The organism is Moorena bouillonii PNG, from assembly GCF_001942495.1.
Taxonomy (GTDB): Bacteria; Cyanobacteriota; Cyanobacteriia; order Cyanobacteriales; family Coleofasciculaceae; genus Moorena; species Moorena bouillonii.
Map to the genome: position 1 here is coordinate 5877719 of NZ_MKZS01000001.1, position 14780 is coordinate 5892498.

The 14780-nt window shown below is 45.8% G+C and carries 17 protein-coding genes and 2 pseudogenes; 10 read left to right on the forward strand and 9 right to left on the reverse strand.

The features are described 5' to 3' along the window. Nucleotides 1-50: 50 nt before the first annotated feature. Nucleotides 51-284: pseudogene (locus BJP37_RS42850) on the forward strand (RNA-guided endonuclease TnpB family protein); the annotation flags it as partial. Nucleotides 285-400: 116 nt separating this feature from the next. Here BJP37_RS42850 and BJP37_RS43880 read toward each other — a convergent pair. The 5 genes from BJP37_RS43880 to BJP37_RS23810 form a co-directional block, all read right to left on the reverse strand. Further along, on the reverse strand, nucleotides 401-523 hold the full coding sequence (locus BJP37_RS43880; protein WP_008180130.1) for a hypothetical protein: 123 nt from the start codon (nucleotides 521-523) through the stop codon (nucleotides 401-403). 509 nt (nucleotides 524-1032) lie between these two features. After that, nucleotides 1033-1719 (reverse strand): response regulator transcription factor, encoded by a 687-nt coding sequence (locus tag BJP37_RS23800; protein WP_075902491.1) that lies wholly within the window; start codon nucleotides 1717-1719, stop codon nucleotides 1033-1035. 25 nt (nucleotides 1720-1744) lie between these two features. Beyond that, the gene (locus BJP37_RS39915; protein ID WP_158069741.1) at nucleotides 1745-1882 is read right to left on the reverse strand and encodes a hypothetical protein; all 138 of its coding nucleotides are present in this window, start codon (nucleotides 1880-1882) and stop codon (nucleotides 1745-1747) included. Further along, nucleotides 1861-2826, reverse strand: coding sequence for a glycosyltransferase family 2 protein (locus BJP37_RS23805; protein WP_075902493.1), 966 nt, complete (start codon nucleotides 2824-2826; stop codon nucleotides 1861-1863). Before BJP37_RS23805 ends, BJP37_RS39915 begins: the two co-directional genes overlap by 22 nt. A gap of 242 nt (nucleotides 2827-3068) precedes the next feature. Then, nucleotides 3069-4283: a class I SAM-dependent methyltransferase gene (locus BJP37_RS23810; RefSeq protein WP_075902494.1), complete on the reverse strand. Its 1215-nt coding sequence runs from the start codon at nucleotides 4281-4283 to the stop codon at nucleotides 3069-3071. 388 nt (nucleotides 4284-4671) lie between these two features. On the opposite strand from BJP37_RS23810, the gene BJP37_RS23815 reads away from it, so the two are divergent. From BJP37_RS23815 to BJP37_RS23835, 6 genes are all read left to right on the forward strand, one after another. Continuing rightward, on the forward strand, nucleotides 4672-7914 hold the full coding sequence (locus BJP37_RS23815; protein WP_075902496.1) for a phycobilisome rod-core linker polypeptide: 3243 nt from the start codon (nucleotides 4672-4674) through the stop codon (nucleotides 7912-7914). A gap of 714 nt (nucleotides 7915-8628) precedes the next feature. Next, complete coding sequence (apcA, locus tag BJP37_RS23820; RefSeq protein WP_008180111.1) at nucleotides 8629-9114, forward strand: allophycocyanin subunit alpha; 486 nt, start codon at nucleotides 8629-8631, stop codon at nucleotides 9112-9114. A gap of 95 nt (nucleotides 9115-9209) precedes the next feature. After that, on the forward strand, nucleotides 9210-9695 hold the full coding sequence (gene apcB / locus BJP37_RS23825) for an allophycocyanin subunit beta (protein WP_070394727.1): 486 nt from the start codon (nucleotides 9210-9212) through the stop codon (nucleotides 9693-9695). A gap of 286 nt (nucleotides 9696-9981) precedes the next feature. Further along, a complete protein-coding gene (locus BJP37_RS23830) occupies nucleotides 9982-10182 on the forward strand; it encodes a phycobilisome linker polypeptide (RefSeq protein ID WP_070394728.1) in 201 nt (66 codons plus the stop codon). A gap of 362 nt (nucleotides 10183-10544) precedes the next feature. Beyond that, entirely contained in the window at nucleotides 10545-10799 is a 255-nt protein-coding gene (locus BJP37_RS39920) for a hypothetical protein (RefSeq protein ID WP_158069742.1), read from the forward strand. Continuing rightward, entirely contained in the window at nucleotides 10781-11989 is a 1209-nt protein-coding gene (locus BJP37_RS23835) for an FtsW/RodA/SpoVE family cell cycle protein (RefSeq protein ID WP_075902498.1), read from the forward strand. The genes BJP37_RS39920 and BJP37_RS23835 overlap by 19 nt, the downstream gene beginning before the upstream one ends. Here BJP37_RS23835 and BJP37_RS41480 read toward each other — a convergent pair. After that, nucleotides 11979-12140 (reverse strand): hypothetical protein, encoded by a 162-nt coding sequence (locus BJP37_RS41480; protein ID WP_198954160.1) that lies wholly within the window; start codon nucleotides 12138-12140, stop codon nucleotides 11979-11981. The genes BJP37_RS23835 and BJP37_RS41480 overlap by 11 nt on opposite strands. A 4-nt stretch (nucleotides 12141-12144) precedes the next feature. On the opposite strand from BJP37_RS41480, the gene BJP37_RS39925 reads away from it, so the two are divergent. Then, nucleotides 12145-12294 (forward strand): hypothetical protein, encoded by a 150-nt coding sequence (locus tag BJP37_RS39925; RefSeq protein WP_158069743.1) that lies wholly within the window; start codon nucleotides 12145-12147, stop codon nucleotides 12292-12294. A 19-nt stretch (nucleotides 12295-12313) separates the two neighbouring features. Here BJP37_RS39925 and BJP37_RS23840 read toward each other — a convergent pair whose 3' ends face one another. After that, entirely contained in the window at nucleotides 12314-12751 is a 438-nt protein-coding gene (locus BJP37_RS23840; RefSeq protein WP_075902500.1) for a VOC family protein, read from the reverse strand. 114 nt (nucleotides 12752-12865) lie between these two features. Further along, nucleotides 12866-13372 carry a TIGR02652 family protein gene (locus BJP37_RS23845; protein WP_071106008.1) on the reverse strand — a complete coding sequence of 169 codons (507 nt, stop codon included), beginning with the start codon at nucleotides 13370-13372 and terminating at the stop codon, nucleotides 12866-12868. Between the two features lie 155 nt (nucleotides 13373-13527). On the opposite strand from BJP37_RS23845, the gene BJP37_RS23850 reads away from it, so the two are divergent. Next, on the forward strand, nucleotides 13528-14073 hold the full coding sequence (locus tag BJP37_RS23850) for a gamma carbonic anhydrase family protein (RefSeq protein ID WP_075902502.1): 546 nt from the start codon (nucleotides 13528-13530) through the stop codon (nucleotides 14071-14073). A 186-nt stretch (nucleotides 14074-14259) separates the two neighbouring features. On the opposite strand, the gene BJP37_RS23855 is transcribed toward BJP37_RS23850, so the two are convergent. Continuing rightward, on the reverse strand, nucleotides 14260-14400 hold the full coding sequence (locus BJP37_RS23855; protein WP_075897121.1) for a plasmid mobilization protein: 141 nt from the start codon (nucleotides 14398-14400) through the stop codon (nucleotides 14260-14262). Nucleotides 14401-14467: 67 nt separating this feature from the next. Between BJP37_RS23855 and BJP37_RS23860 the strand changes: the two are divergent. Then, nucleotides 14468-14731, forward strand: a pseudogene (locus tag BJP37_RS23860) (helix-turn-helix domain-containing protein); the annotation flags it as partial. Nucleotides 14732-14780: the final 49 nt, after the last annotated feature.

Below are 14780 nucleotides of genomic sequence, written 5' to 3' on the forward strand. Positions count from 1 at the left end.
ACGTACGGTTTTGAAGACGAGTCGGTGGAGGCGACTCCTCGGCTTAGTTTAATGGAAAACGGGTCAGACGTGGATTATATAAATCTTATGATGGATGGCTAGTTAATGCGGACTGTAACGGTGCCGCAAATATAGCTCGAAAAGTAGCTGTACAGTTAGGGTTAGACCTGACCAAGACAGGTAGGGGAGCTTTGACACTCCCACACCGGTACGATCTGTTCACTTCATTGAGTAGATCATATCGCACAAGAAGCGAAGGGGCGGGGTTTCAACCCGCCACGTAGCAACATTGTAGAATCCCCTCTCTTTTAAAAGGGGAGATGTCAAAGCGCTATAGGTGGGCTTCTTGAGTTTCACGAAAAGTTGAACCAGAGATGGCAAGACTGATTCATAAAGATTATTAAGACTGCAAAGCACCACTTTGAACCATCATCAGGATGAAAATACCAACACTGGCGACTACTAAAACAAGACCTAAAGCCACTGATTGACCCAAATGGTTGGGAGTTTGAGAAGTCTTCATGTCTGTTGTCCTTTCTTAAAGTTATGTATGCGGATAATGAACGATAACAAACTTTTGCCAAGCTTGATAAGAAAATGCAAAGTATCTTAACGTAACTTTACTTAAGTTAATATTGGCTAAAGTGTGAGCTAGCTTGCTCTTTAGCCGAAGGGAACATGATTGAAGAGAAGGTTATATTAACTCGAATGATGCTTGTTTAAGTGGCAAAATTGATCCAGCGTAGCCAAAGGGAGTTTTCCCATTAGCAACTGTATCAAGACAAGCAATATTTCAAGCCTTAAGCCGTGGTGATGTTAAAGCGAAAGTAGGGAAAGCAATAATAAACTACAACTGCTTGAGTCTCCCTGCACTCAAGCGACGGGGAGACTCAAGTCTAGAACTTATGTATTGACAAGTTAACCAGAATATGTATCGGTGGAATCTGAGATTGAATAGCTACCAGAACTGCAGTAATTAAGCCTATCTATTATTAGGGATAGGCTAGTAAATCGGTCTGAATGCTTTATCCTCTATTTCGTTAAACCATGTTCTAGAGCATAGCGAACTAACTCGGTACGGCTATTAGTTCCGGTTTTGCTAAACAAACGACTAACGTACTTCTCAACATTACGAACGCTAGTCTCTAAACGTCGGGCAATTTCTTTATTCATTAGCCCTTGGGCAACCAAATCTAAGACACTCTGCTCTCTAGCTGTAAAATCAATACGCAAGGGTGGAGGAGTTTGCACAATCCCATGCTTCTGGTCTAACATTGCGCGAATTTCAGCCACTTGCTTGGCTATCTTTTCAAGCTCTGTACTCCCTACACTATCTTCCGAGTTAGCAGCGCGACGCTCCAAGAGGTTTTGAACAATAGCGACTAATTCATCTGGATCAAAGGGCTTCGGTAGGTAGGCATCACAACCGGCCTGATAACCCTGTATTCGATCTGAGGTCATGCCACGGGCGGTCAGAAACACCACTGGCAGTGCTTTAAAACGGGGGTCATCTCGAAGCTGCTGTAGGAATTGATACCCATCCACTTTAGGCATCATGATGTCAGAAATTACTAGTTCGGGTGTGCTCTGCTGTAACATCTGCCAAGCATCATTAGCATTGCTGGCAACATCTACGGTAAAACCAAATTCTGCCAAATACTCTTTCACTGCTTCCCTTACTCCTGGTTCGTCGTCTACCAATAAGAGTTTTGCTGACATGATAATTCCTTAACCCCTACTAGCCTTAGTGTAGCGCAATGTAGTGCAATTTACTGGTTATTAGTGATTTGTGATTAATCGGGAATCGGGAATCGGGAATCGGGAATCGGGAATCGGGAATCGAGAATCGGGATGCAGCTATCAGCTTCCATGGGAAAACCACTCTATCTGATCGGCTTTGTCTGGCAGCCGGGCTTCCTGTTGTCCCTTTGCCCTTGCCCAAGTTCCAAATAGACCAATCGGTGTGCTGATTAACTCAATCGGATCGGTTTTGCCTGCGATCGCCTTAATACTATTGCGCGGTAGTTCTTTCAGCAACCAACGACTGATCCGATACAGATATTCCCTTGGTGGAATATCCCGCATCAAGGGCACACCATGGAGCTGATGTAAGTAACGGTTAGAGCGACCATAGCGATGCCATTGACTGTGATACTCCCGAAAGGTGGAACGGTGTCGGTGCTCAACTATGGCAGTTGGGGCAAGGTGTAATTGCCACTTGCTTTGCTTTTGAATACGCCAGCAGATATCAGCATCACCACCAGTGGTCAGGTAAGGACGGAACAATCCCACTTCCTCTAATGCTTGCCGTCGGATTGCTAGGTTAGCGGTTTGACCGTAGGGACAATAGGAATGGTTTAAGGTATGTTCCTGAGATAGAACATTATGGTACTCAGCGTGTTTTTCTAGCCAGGTTTTACCGGGCAACCCGATGATTTGACCGGCAACAATACCAATACTAAGGTTAGCAAAGGGTGAGACCAGGTCTGCTAACCAATGGGGTTTGGGACGACAGTCTGCATCAGTAAAAGCAATTATTTCCCCCTTAGCTGCTCGAATTCCTTGGTTACGGGCGGCATAGGAGCTTTGAATCTGGTCTTCTAGGATGTAGTGAAACGTTATGCCCTCAGATGCTCCCTCAGTAACAGCAGTTTGGATGAGTGAGGCAGTGCGATCGCGGCTATTATTATCCACTAACAGATACTCTACTTGGTCAGTGGGATAGGTCTGTGCCTGTAAACAACGGACTAACTCTGGTAAATCTGCTTCACCGTTGTAGATTGGTACAACTACTGAAACCTTGGGCAAGCATTTGTCATTTGTCATCTGATAGGGAAAAGGGAACAGGGAATAGGGAATAGGGAATAGGGAATAGGGATGGAGCTATCAGCTATCAGTTATCAGTTATCAGTTATCAGCTATCAGCTATCAGTTATCAGTTATCAGCTATCAGTTATCAGCTTTGGAGCAAGCTAGTGATTGGTGCTTGTGAATAAAATAAGCTGTTCGCACAGCGTCAGCCTTAGGCTGACGGCTGACCGCTGACGGCTGATGGCTGACCACTTGCATTATCTATCAATGTTGAGCATAATCAACTGGCGTTGGAGTAGCGATCGCACTCCATCTAAATCGAAGTTAACATGCTTGATAATTTCTGCTACGGTTTGGGATTGGGATGAGTTTTCGGCTGAGCTACCATTTTGGTCACAGGCTTCGAGAAACGTAAATTCCTCATCTGATAGCTTAACCAGCTGGTAATCATAGTCAAATAGGGACTTACTTGGCCAACCTGTCATACAAGGGTGCCGTTCTGGAATTGCTGCTAACAGGTCGTTATCTTCTGACCAATCTACCCGCTCTAAGGGAGGACGAGTGAGGAAAAACTCATAATGAGTCAGTTCTGGATCTAATAATTCAATTAACCGATATAGCTCCCGTTCACTCAGACCTTCTGAGCGTGCCATTAACTCTGGATTTTTGCCAAATAAGCGCTCTTTCTGCCAGTAGCGGGGATTAGAAAACCCAAGAAACTCTAAGCCAGCAGCATCGATTAGTTCAAATAGGGTTTCAATTTTATAGTCAATCTCTTGGGGATGAACGTACATATCGGCGAAGCATTCATCCTGATGGTTTTCTAAAGACCAGCGTTCCCGGTCTCGCTTGACAATTATGTTGTTTTCTGGTAAAGCTTCAAATAATTGACGACCGACCTTCACCCCATCCTGGTAGTCTCCCTGGTTTTGACCCTGCAAAAGTGCGATCGCTTGCTGCATCAACTGGATTTCCCAGCGTCCTAATTCAGCATAGACAAAAATATGAAATAAGCCCCCCGGTGCTAGTTTCTTAGCTATCGATTGAATTCCACGAATCGGGTCTGGCAAGTGATGTAACACTCCCACACAGTTAATTAGATCGAACTGACCCTCGATTTGGTCAACATCGTATAAGCTCAAGTGATGAAACTCGACCCGATCAGCACCAGAGCGGCGACAGCGTTCCTGGGCTATCTTCAAGGCTCCAGCACTAAGATCAATCCCCACTACAGAGGCTTGGGGATTGAGGTGAACCAGATACTCTGTGCCTACCCCCGTCCCACAACCAGCATCTAGAATCCGAATCTCCTCTCTTTGGGGTGTTTGCCCAGTACAAAAACTATAAGCAGCTCGCCAATTCCAGCGCCAGTTGTATCCAGGAGGTGGCTCATCGAGTAAGGGTTCTGGGGGAAAAGGGTAGGTATCGTAGAGGCGCTCAACGGCAGCAGCGGTTTCTTGAGAGGTCTTCATCACAAAACTTTACAAAACTTAATTATTTGGGAAAATTTTTTACGAAAATAAAGTATAATCTCAAAGGTTTACTGGGATCAATGGCCATCAATCCTGAACTGGATCCCCTAAATTCTATACAATTCTTAATAAATAAACCGTAGAGATCAGAAAAGTTTTAATCTAAAAGCTAGTTGAGTTTAGCAATGACATCCATTTTGGCAAATTCTGTGGGAAATTCTATGGAACCTACTCCCTTAGTAGATTATCCTTATCCTTTGCTCCAAGGTGAGATTGGATAGGACTAACACCAAATGCCTACCTACCAAATGGGTGTCTAAAACGTGTTTATTAACTGCGGCATAAGTCCGCAATGACAGCATAAAAATTTAGGAGCTTTAACAAACCAATGAGTGTCAAGGCAAGTGGTGGAAGCTCAGTTGCCCCTGTGCAACTCTATCAAACTGTCCCATCTGCAACCATTATCCAAGCAGAGCAGCAAGACCGATTCTTAGGAAATGGAGAGATCAACGAGCTACTGGATTACTTCCGTTCTGGAGAACAGCGTTTAGCAATTGCTGATCTGATCACCAAAAACTCAGACCTAATCGTATCCAAGGCGGCTAACCGGATTTTCGTGGGTGGTTCCCCAATGGCTTTCCTGGAAAAGCCTAAGGAAGAACCTGCCCTAGTAGGGGCTGGGGCTGCAGGGGTTCCCGACACCAAAACCTTGGGAACTAGTACCTTTGTCGAGAGTGGAGGTGGATTATTTTCGGGCTTCCGGGCTCTGTTTAGTTCTCCAACTGGACCAACCCCAGCAGGTTTCCGTCCCATCGACATCAACCGCTATGGCCCGAGGAATATGCAAAAGTCCTTGCGGGACCTATCTTGGATGTTGCGCTATATCACTTACGCCATTGTTGCTGGTGATCCCAACATCCTAGTGGTTAATGTTCGAGGTTTGCGGGAAGTCATTGAAAATGCTTGTTCAGCTGATGCCACCATCGTGGCAATCCAGGGAATGCGGGCGGCTTCACTAGATTATTTCAAAGGTGATAAGTCGGCACAGGAGATTGTTGCTCAGTACTTTGACATTACCCTGAACGAATTTAAAGCTGCTACACCCTCCGATAAACTGCGGCAACGGCCTTCGATAGACCAACAAGGGCTGCAATTGCCCCAAAGTTACTTTAATGCAGCTGAGCGGCGTCCTAAGTTTGTGATGAAGCCCGGTCTGTCATCCTCAGAAAAAACTGAGGTAGTTAAAGCTGCCTACCGGCAAATCTTTGAGCGTGACATTACCCGCGCCTACGGTTTGTCGATTTCTTATCTGGAATCTCTAGTTAAAAACGGGAACATTTCCATGAAGGAGTTTGTTCGCCGTTTGGGCAAATCTGAACTATACCGGAAGCAATTCTTTGAACCTTTTATCAATAGTCGGGCCTTAGAACTAGCTTTCCGTCATTTCCTAGGTAGGGGTCCATCTTCAAGGGAAGAAGTGCAAAGCTACTTCTCCATTGTTTCCGATGGTGGTTTACCCGCTCTAGTAGATGCCCTGGTGGATTCTGAGGAATACTCGGATTACTTTGCCGAAGAAACGGTTCCCTATCTGAGGGGTTATGGTCAAGAGGCTCAAGAATGCCGCAACTGGGGGATGCAGCAAGATTTATTGCGCTATAGTGCTCCCTTCCGTAAGGATGCCCAGTTCCTCAATACCTTTGCCAAGTACGAGCAACCCCTGCCTGACCAACATGTCTATGGTTCTGGTAATGACTCCTTGGAAATTCAGTTTGGGGCAATTTTCCCGAAAGAAACCCGGAATCCTACTACCACCCCCGCTCTCTTTGGCAAAGATACTAAACGCCTGCTGATCCACCAAGGACCAGGGATCAACAACCAAAATAGTAATCCAGGGGCAAGGGGTATGTCCCCCGGTTCCCTTGGCTCTAAGGTGATCCGCCTTGATCAGATCCCTAGTACACAAGACAAGAGTATCAAATTTGCCGAAAGCTCTACTCAAAGGGTAATTCGTGCCTGTTACCTTCAAGTCTTTGGCTTTATGCCCTATGAAGGGGAACGGCTGACTTCAGGGGAAGCTCGGCTGGAAAACGGTGAAATTACCGTCCGCGAGTTTATCCTAATGCTGGCTAAGTCTGATGGTTTCCGCAAACGTTACTGGACACCATTGTATGTGGTCAAGGCAATAGAATATATCCACCGACGTTTGCTCGGTCGTCCTAGCTATGGGCGCTCCGAGATGAACAGTTACTATGATGTTGCCTATAAAAAAGGTTTCTACGGTGTAGTAGAGGCAATTGTCAACACCAAAGAGTACTCTGAGGCATTTGGGGAAGATACGGTTCCCTATGAGCGCTATGTGACGGCAGCTGGTTTAAAAATGCGCACCGGAGTGTCTGGTAGCGTGACATCAGCAATGGCAATCATGGGTGAGGAGAAAGTACCTCGCTTTGTTGAGCTGGGTATGGGCAAAGACATGCTCACCGAACCGGAAGTTGAATTCCGGATTAATCAGGGGGTCAGTGTACAGCGTGAACAAACCAAGATCTTTAAGCTGATTGACCTTAATGATAAGCCAGCCTTGAAAGTCCTGATTGGAGCAGCTTATCGGCAAATATTTGAGCGGGATCTTGAACCCTATCTGATCAAAGCAGCATTCACCTCCCTGGAAAGCCGACTGAGCAATGGGGAAATTAATCTCAAGGAGTTTATTGAAGGCTTAGGTTGTTCTGATCTCTACATCAAAGAGTTCTACACCCCCTACCCCAACACCAAGGTGATTGAGCTGGGTACCAAGCACTTCCTAGGACGTGCCCCCTTAAATCAGAAGGAAATCCAGACCTACAATGCAATTCTAGCCTCTGAAGGCATTCGGAGCTTTATTGGCGCAATGGTCAATGGCATGGAATATGCTCAGGCATTTGGAGAAGATACCGTACCGTACCGCCGCTTCCCCACCTTACCAGCGGCTAATTTCCCGAACACCGAGAAGCTGTATAATCAGCAGACCAAGCAGAATACTGATGTGGTGGTACCAAGCTTTGATCCAGTCGAGCCTCGCATGGATTCGTCTAAGCTACCTCTGACCGGAAAAGCGATCGCAGATATGGCTGCCCAAAAGTGGGAGGTGGCTACCAACCCTTCCGAGCTGGCCAAGGTAGGTCGTTCCTCTAATCGGAACCACTCAACCTTGAATCCTAAATCTGCTAAGCCGACACGGATTTTCCGCATCACCCCAAACATTTCTCAGGTCGAAACCGCAGTGGTGATTGATGCCATTTATGACCAGGTTTTGGATTTATTTGGTGAACCAGTCCCAGCCGGATACCGACAACAGCATCTAGACAGTCAACTGCGCAATGGACAAATTTCCGTGCGGCAGTTTGTTAAAGCCTTGGCGACTAGTAACACCTATAGTCAGCGGTTTTACCAGCCTTATCCCCCTGCCAAAGTAGTCGAGTTATTGTTCCGGCACTTACTCGGACGTACCCCTAACACTCACGGTGAGGTTCAAACCTACCAGCAGCTGTTGGCGGGACCGGGTCTAGAAGCTGCAGTAACCGCTATGGTTGATAGTTCAGAATATGCCCGCTTCTTTGGTGAAGACGTAGTCCCCTATCAGCGGCTTAGTTAGCAAAAAGTCTGAATTATGAAGGTTGGAAGTTGGAGGTTAAAGGTTAAAGGTTGAAGGTTGAAGGTTGAAGGTTGAAGGTTGAAGGTTGAAAATTAAAGGTTGAAGGTTGAAGGTTGAAGGTTGAAGGTTGAAAATTAAAGGTTTGGAGGTTTGGAGGTTTAAAGGCTGTCGGTAGGTTGGACTAGCCTTAAAGGTTCAACTTTCAACCCCCAAACCTGATCAAGCCGGAATAGCAACCCCAAACTAAAATTACTTTGCCATCACTGAGGTACAGTCAATTTTCGCAATCCCTACTCCCTACTCCCTACTCCCTACTCCCTACTCCCTTAACTAAGGCCACTAACCTGTAACTCACCCTTCATAACTTCGTACTTTATTAGGAAAAATGTTACGATGTGTTGCGAAGCTGGGAAAAATGTCAACAATCTGTAGCAAAATATTCCCGGAAGCTAGGTTTATGATTAACCTGCTTTGATTTAGGCTTTGATTTAGGCCTTTAATTTAGGCAGGGTTAGCCAAAGCAAGTTTTGCTGGGACGTGCGTCGGCTGAAGTTCCGACGGCGTATCGAGAACGGCGATTTACCCGGCACATTGCGGGTAACTGCAATGCGACAGAAGCTCTAATTACACCGCAAGGTTAGTTAGAGAGCGTTCATTCTTGGAAATGCCGGTTTAAACAAACCTGGTGATATTTTTTTCTGGAGGAATCCATCTATGAGTATTGTCACGAAATCCATCGTGAATGCAGATGCTGAGGCTCGCTATCTGAGCCCTAGTGAATTAGACGGTATCAAAAGCTTTGTTACTTCTGGTGAGCAGCGCTTACGTATCGCTCAAACCTTAACAGGCTCCCGTGAGACAATTGTTAAGCAAGCTGGAGACCAACTATTCCAAAAGCGTCCAGATGTTGTCTCTCCTGGTGGTAACGCCTACGGTCCAGAAATGACCGCTACTTGCCTGCGGGACATGGATTACTACCTACGCTTGATTACCTACGGTATTGTTGCTGGTGATACCACACCAATTGAGGAAATTGGTCTAGTAGGTGCTAAGGAAATGTACAAGTCTTTAGGTACCTCCATTGATGCTGTTGCTGAAAGCGTCCGTTGCATGAAGGGTATCGCTACTGGCATGATGTCTGGGGACGATGCTGCTGAAGCTGGCTCTTACTTCGACTATGTGATTGGTGGATTGTTGTAGGGCAATAAATACCCCTTTGCCTAGTGTTCTGATGATGGCATAGTCTGTCTGTAGAACCGATAATCACAACTTGAGTTAAATAAGGAAATAGAATCATGCAAGACGCAATTACTGCTGTTATCAACTCTGCGGACGTCCAAGGTAAATATCTAGACGACTCCGCTATGGAAAAGCTCAAAGGCTATTTCCAAACTGGTGAGCTGCGGGTACGTGCAGCAACTGCCATTAGTGCTAATGCTGCTACCATCGTTAAGGAAGCAGTTGCTAAGACCCTGTTGTATTCCGACAGCACTCGTCCTGGTGGCAATATGTACACCACTCGCCGCTACGCAGCTTGTATCCGTGACATGGATTACTTCTTGCGTTATGCTACCTATGCGATGTTGGCCGGTGACCCATCTATCCTTGATGAGCGCGTACTCAATGGCTTGAAGGAAACCTACAACTCCCTTGGTGTTCCCATTGGCAATACCACCAATTCCATCCAAGGCATGAAGGAAGTTACCGCTAGCTTAGTTGGTCCTGATGCTGGTAAGGAAATGGGTGTATACTTTGACTACATCTGCTCTGGCTTAAGTTAACTTAGCTAGCGTTGATGGAATTCGCCAGCCTGTAGTTGTCTGTGTAATTAAGGTCTGGGAAGTTGATTGTGAGTGCTAGCTTGTTAAAGGCGAATCTGGCTCACGTAAGTCAAGCAGAGGAGTTTTGACAGTCTAGTATTGACAATTAACTCCCAGACTTTGGAATAGTTGAGATATTTGATTAACCAATTTATTCCCTCGCTATAGGCGCTAGGGAGTTTTTTAGCCATCTTGGAATCAAACCAGAATTAAAATTTTCTTGAATTTTACTAGGAGAAATAAGCTCATGCGGATGTTTGAAGTAACTGCTTGTGTGCCAAGCCCAAGCCGAATTAGGACACAACGGGAGTTACAGAATACTTTTTTTACCAAGCTCGTTTCCTACGAGAACTGGTTCCGTGAGCAGCAGCGCATCCAGAAAATGGGTGGCAAAATTATTAAAGTTAAGCTGGCAACTGGTAAGCAAGGTACAAACACCGGTTTGTAAGGATTTTTCGATAATAGCTGTTTATCAAAAAAAAAATTTCAGGGGGTCTACTAAGACCCCTTTGTGATTTTTGGTTCAAAATGGGGGGATGGAAACATAGGCAAGAGAGGGAAGATATAGCATTTCTAAATTCGGTGAGGTACATTTGGGAGGTTAGGGAATAGGCAAGAGGCAAGAGGCTTGCATACAAAAGGCAACAGTAGAAAACTATTGTGTATCTCATTACTATGAGAAACGCTATAAGCAAGACATCGAAGATAGAGACATGGAAGATAAGGGACAGAGAAGGCAGGGAGGATAGAAAACACGTTACTCTTATATGCTTGTTTCTCCCCCTTCAACCTAACCGACACCGAATCCCCTTGGGCGAACAACCACATAACCAAATAACCTTGGCCTTGGCCTATTGGCCACGCTACGCGAATGGCCACGTGATCGCGTTCAACCACATAACCTTCAACCACATAACCTTCAACCACATAACCTTCAACCACATAACCTTCAACCACATAACCTTGGCCTTGGCCTATTGGCCACGCTACGCGAATGGCCACGCGATCGCGTTCAACCACATAACCTTTAACCAACCTGATGAAACGTGGCTCTACGTAACCTGATTCTATTATTTAACCCCTCTACTACAGACTGGGCAGTTACTGCTCGGTTACTGAAGTGGTTAACGTTTCTATGGCTGTTGATCGGAATAGTAATTCTGTTCTCAGCTTCTTATGCGATCGCAGATGTCGAGTTAGGGGATGGGACATACTACGTCAAGCGACAGCTGATCTGGGTAGTCTTGGGTTTAGTGGGATTTAACCTATTGGTGCGATCACCGTTGCGTTATTTGCTAAAAATCAGCCATTGGTTGGTCTTGGTGCTCTTGGTGCTGCTCTTATTGACGTTAATTCCTGGTGTGGGAACAACGGTTAATGGGGCAACTCGCTGGGTATCTGTGGGTTCGGTTCCCCTACAACCGTCGGAGTTGATGAAGCCGTTTCTAGTGTTACAAGCGGCTCGGGTATTTGGGCAGTGGGACCGGCTTCAGTGGCGGACCCGTTTGACGTGGCTGGGGATTTTTATGGTGGTGTTGCTCGGAATTTTGTTACAGCCTAATCTGAGTACAACAGCACTTTGTGGGATGACCTTGTGGCTAGTTGCTCTAGCGGCAGGGTTACCGTTTTATTACTTGGGAGGTACAGCATTTGGTGGTGTCCTGCTGGCAGTACTCAGTATCAGCATCAAGGATTACCAACGGCGTCGGGTGATGTCATTCCTAAATCCTTGGGCTGATCCGATGCGAGATGGATACCAATTGGTTCAAAGTCTTCTGGCTATTGGCTCGGGTGGCACTTGGGGCTCTGGCTTTGGGTTATCCCAACAAAAGTTATTCTATTTACCCATTCAACACACTGATTTTATCTTTTCTGTCTTTGCTGAGGAATTTGGCTTTGCTGGTAGTATAGCCCTAATGTTATTGTTGATGACATACATGACCCTAGCGGTGATTGTAGCTATTAAGGCCAGAAACCGAGTCTATCAGTTAATCGCGATTGGAGCAATGCTGTTTATTGTCGGACAGTCTCTGTTGAATATTGGTGTTGCTTCTGGGGCTCTTCCCACTACTGGTTTACCCTTCCCATTCTTTAGTTATGGGGGAAGTTCGATGATTTCCAGTTTGTGTTCCGCTGGGTTGTTGATTCGGGTGGCACGAGAGAGTAGTGAGGCGAAAGTTGTGTCTATACAAAGTCGCCGCCAGTATATAGCAGAACGACGGCAAAGAAGGCACAAGGTAAAAGCTAAAAGGTAAAAGTGACCAATATAGCGGTTTTCAATTTGGTGAGATACAGAGTTTCTGGTTTTAGGGAACAGGGAACAGGGGACAGGGAACAGGGAACAGGGAACAGGGAAGAGTAACCCACCCCTAACCCCTCCCAGGAGGGGAAGAGAGAACAGGGCAAAATTATGTGTACCTCATTAGGTGAAAAACAGCTAGACAGACTAGTAATTTTTTTTTCAGGGCATTCCGACTCCCGACTCCCGACTCCCGACTCCCGACTCCCGACTCCCGACTCCCGACTCCCGACTCCCGACTCCCGACTCCCGACTCCCTAAAACCGATGTCTAGCTATGTCTAGGTTTTTAGCAGATACAAAAACTCCAACGGTAAACCATCAGTATCAGCGATAAAGGCTACCTCATAAACATGATTACCGATCATCTGTTGGGTAGGTTCCAACAGAACCTTCAAGGGCTGAAACTGCTCTGGGTTCTGCTCAGAAGCCTCTTTAAAACTTTCTTTCAAGGACTCTAACCAACTGGGCAAGTCAGTAGCCCTATCCGTTAGGTCAAAAGACACGTGGTAATACCCCACATAATGCTCATCCCCAAAGGCATCCGGTGCTGGTAATGGTTCAGGAATTTGGATTAGTTCCAAGCGTCCACCCAGTCCCTTCATCCAACACGCTAGAGTCATGCCAGTAGTGAAGCGTTCAGATACCGTGAATCCCAACTTCTCATAAAATGCGATCGCGCGATGAATATTGGCTGTGCGAATCGAAGCATGATGCATGGGTTTTGTCCTTTGGCCTTTTTCCTTTACCCTTTTTCCTTTGTAACCAACAACAGATGTACTAAAATCACGTGCTCACCAATCACTAATCACGTGCTCACCAATCACCAATAACTAAAACAATCGGAAATAAGGGTAGCGCACAGGTACCCCAGGTTCTTTTTCCAAATCAAAATTGATCACTGCCCAACAAGGTTCTTCCTCAGGTTCTGGGCTAAATTCTACCGGCAAGCCATACAACCTGGGTTTGCCTGACTCTGAGTTCCCTCGCCAGGGGGTACTGCGCTCTAGGTAGGCACTCACTAAATCCCGATAACGACTGGCAATAATTACCCGTGTTGCCCGATATCCTTCAGTGTATAGCTTGTCTAGGGCTTCGTGAATCTCAAAGCGAATTCCATCAGGATGAGTGTGCTGTCGGTACCATTTATCTTGCCATAGACGCCAGTGACGCCCAGATTGTAAATGAATCAGTTCCCCAGTTTTTGGGTTGGCTTCAAACGCACCATGACGTGGACACAAGTAAGTGTCAGTCAACGTCAATGCCGGAATTATCTGACGGCAGTGAGGACATTTTATTTCTGAACCGAATATCGGGTACTGCAAGCTAGAATCAATCATTAAATGCTAGAGAGTGCCTTAGAGGTATATGCTATTACCTAATGGCTCCATCATTATAACTGGGTATTTAGTGGTGTTGGTCTCAGTGACCCCACTGTAAAACCTATCTAAAACCTAAGGTATTAATTACCATTATCTCCCTATTGTGATTAATTGTGGATCATCCTCTACCTCAAACCCCAATACTGACATCTTTTTGGCCTCCCCCAGATCTGTCTCTTGCTGCCTTTGTCGCCCCTAATGCTGTAGTTATGGGTCAGGTGTCCGTAGCTGCAGGAGTTAGCATTTGGTATGGTGCTGTAGTCAGAGGTGATGTGGAGCGCATCGAGATTGGCGATCGCACTAATATTCAAGATGGCGCAATTTTGCACGGGGATCCTGGCAAGCCAACAGTTTTAGAAGACCATGTCACTGTTGGTCATCGCGCTGTCATTCATTCAGCATATATTGAACAGGGTAGCTTGATTGGTATTGGAGCAGTGGTACTCGATGGGGTTCGTGTCGGTCATGGTAGTATCGTGGGCGCTGGAGCTGTGGTTAGTAAAGACGTTCCTCCCCTTTCCCTGGTAGTCGGTGTCCCTGCCAAAAAATTACGGGATGTTTCAGAGGCTCAAGCTGCTGAACTGATTGAACATGCACGGCACTATGAAAAGTTGGCTCTAGTTCATGCAGGTAAAGGCACAGATTTAGGGTTTAGCTGATCCGCGAGAAGCCCCGCGCTCTACCCGATAGGGTGAGCGTCTTGAAGTTACCGTAAGAATAGTGGAGCCTTTATGGTTGGCAGGCTATGTATAAAAGAGTTAAAATTCATTGATTAAGGCTCCACTATTCTAAGGCGCGCGTCTCTAGGATGATAGCTCGACAATGAAGTGAAACGGAATTGTCAACTAGGAATCCTTGGGAAGAGGAAAACGAGCTATTAAACTTCTGAGCAGTTCAGACGGGGTCATTCCTCTACGTTCAGCCTCTTGTTTGAGTTGCTTTTTATCGAAGCTAGTTAACCTGATCATTAATGTTTTATCTTTCATTTATGAATTAACATATGTAATTGTATATACTAGACTAATAATAGGTCGATTACCAGGAGAAAACAAGATGAGACTAGCAGATCAATACCGACTCAGGTTAAATAAATCGCAGATCTCCAAGATAGAGAAATGGCTAGATCGGCTGCGCTGTCAGTACAATTACCTTTTGGCAGACCGATTTAGCTGGTATGAGCAAAATCGGTCTGCTACAAATTATTGTCCTCTTGTTTGTCATCTTCCCGAACTTAGAAATAATCCTGATTATTTCTCTCAAAAGAAATCTCTACCTGGACTGAAGAAAGATAGGCCATGGTACAAGGAAATTCGTGCGATTCGTTGGCTAGAAATCATACCTAAATAAGGTTTGGGGGATTAGCCGC

Coding starts and splice junctions, on each gene's coding strand:
- BJP37_RS43880 (WP_008180130.1), bottom strand. CDS start 523: ATGAAGACTTCTCAAACTCCCAACCATTTGGGTCAATCAGTGGCTTTA.
- BJP37_RS23800 (WP_075902491.1), bottom strand. CDS start 1,719: ATGTCAGCAAAACTCTTATTGGTAGACGACGAACCAGGAGTAAGGGAA.
- BJP37_RS23805 (WP_075902493.1), bottom strand. CDS start 2,826: ATGACAAATGACAAATGCTTGCCCAAGGTTTCAGTAGTTGTACCAATC.
- BJP37_RS23810 (WP_075902494.1), bottom strand. CDS start 4,283: ATGAAGACCTCTCAAGAAACCGCTGCTGCCGTTGAGCGCCTCTACGAT.
- BJP37_RS23815 (WP_075902496.1), top strand. CDS start 4,672: ATGAGTGTCAAGGCAAGTGGTGGAAGCTCAGTTGCCCCTGTGCAACTC.
- apcA (WP_008180111.1), top strand. CDS start 8,629: ATGAGTATTGTCACGAAATCCATCGTGAATGCAGATGCTGAGGCTCGC.
- apcB (WP_070394727.1), top strand. CDS start 9,210: ATGCAAGACGCAATTACTGCTGTTATCAACTCTGCGGACGTCCAAGGT.
- BJP37_RS23830 (WP_070394728.1), top strand. CDS start 9,982: ATGCGGATGTTTGAAGTAACTGCTTGTGTGCCAAGCCCAAGCCGAATT.
- BJP37_RS39925 (WP_158069743.1), top strand. CDS start 12,145: ATGTGTACCTCATTAGGTGAAAAACAGCTAGACAGACTAGTAATTTTT.
- BJP37_RS23840 (WP_075902500.1), bottom strand. CDS start 12,751: ATGCATCATGCTTCGATTCGCACAGCCAATATTCATCGCGCGATCGCA.
- BJP37_RS23845 (WP_071106008.1), bottom strand. CDS start 13,372: ATGATTGATTCTAGCTTGCAGTACCCGATATTCGGTTCAGAAATAAAA.
- BJP37_RS23855 (WP_075897121.1), bottom strand. CDS start 14,400: ATGAAAGATAAAACATTAATGATCAGGTTAACTAGCTTCGATAAAAAG.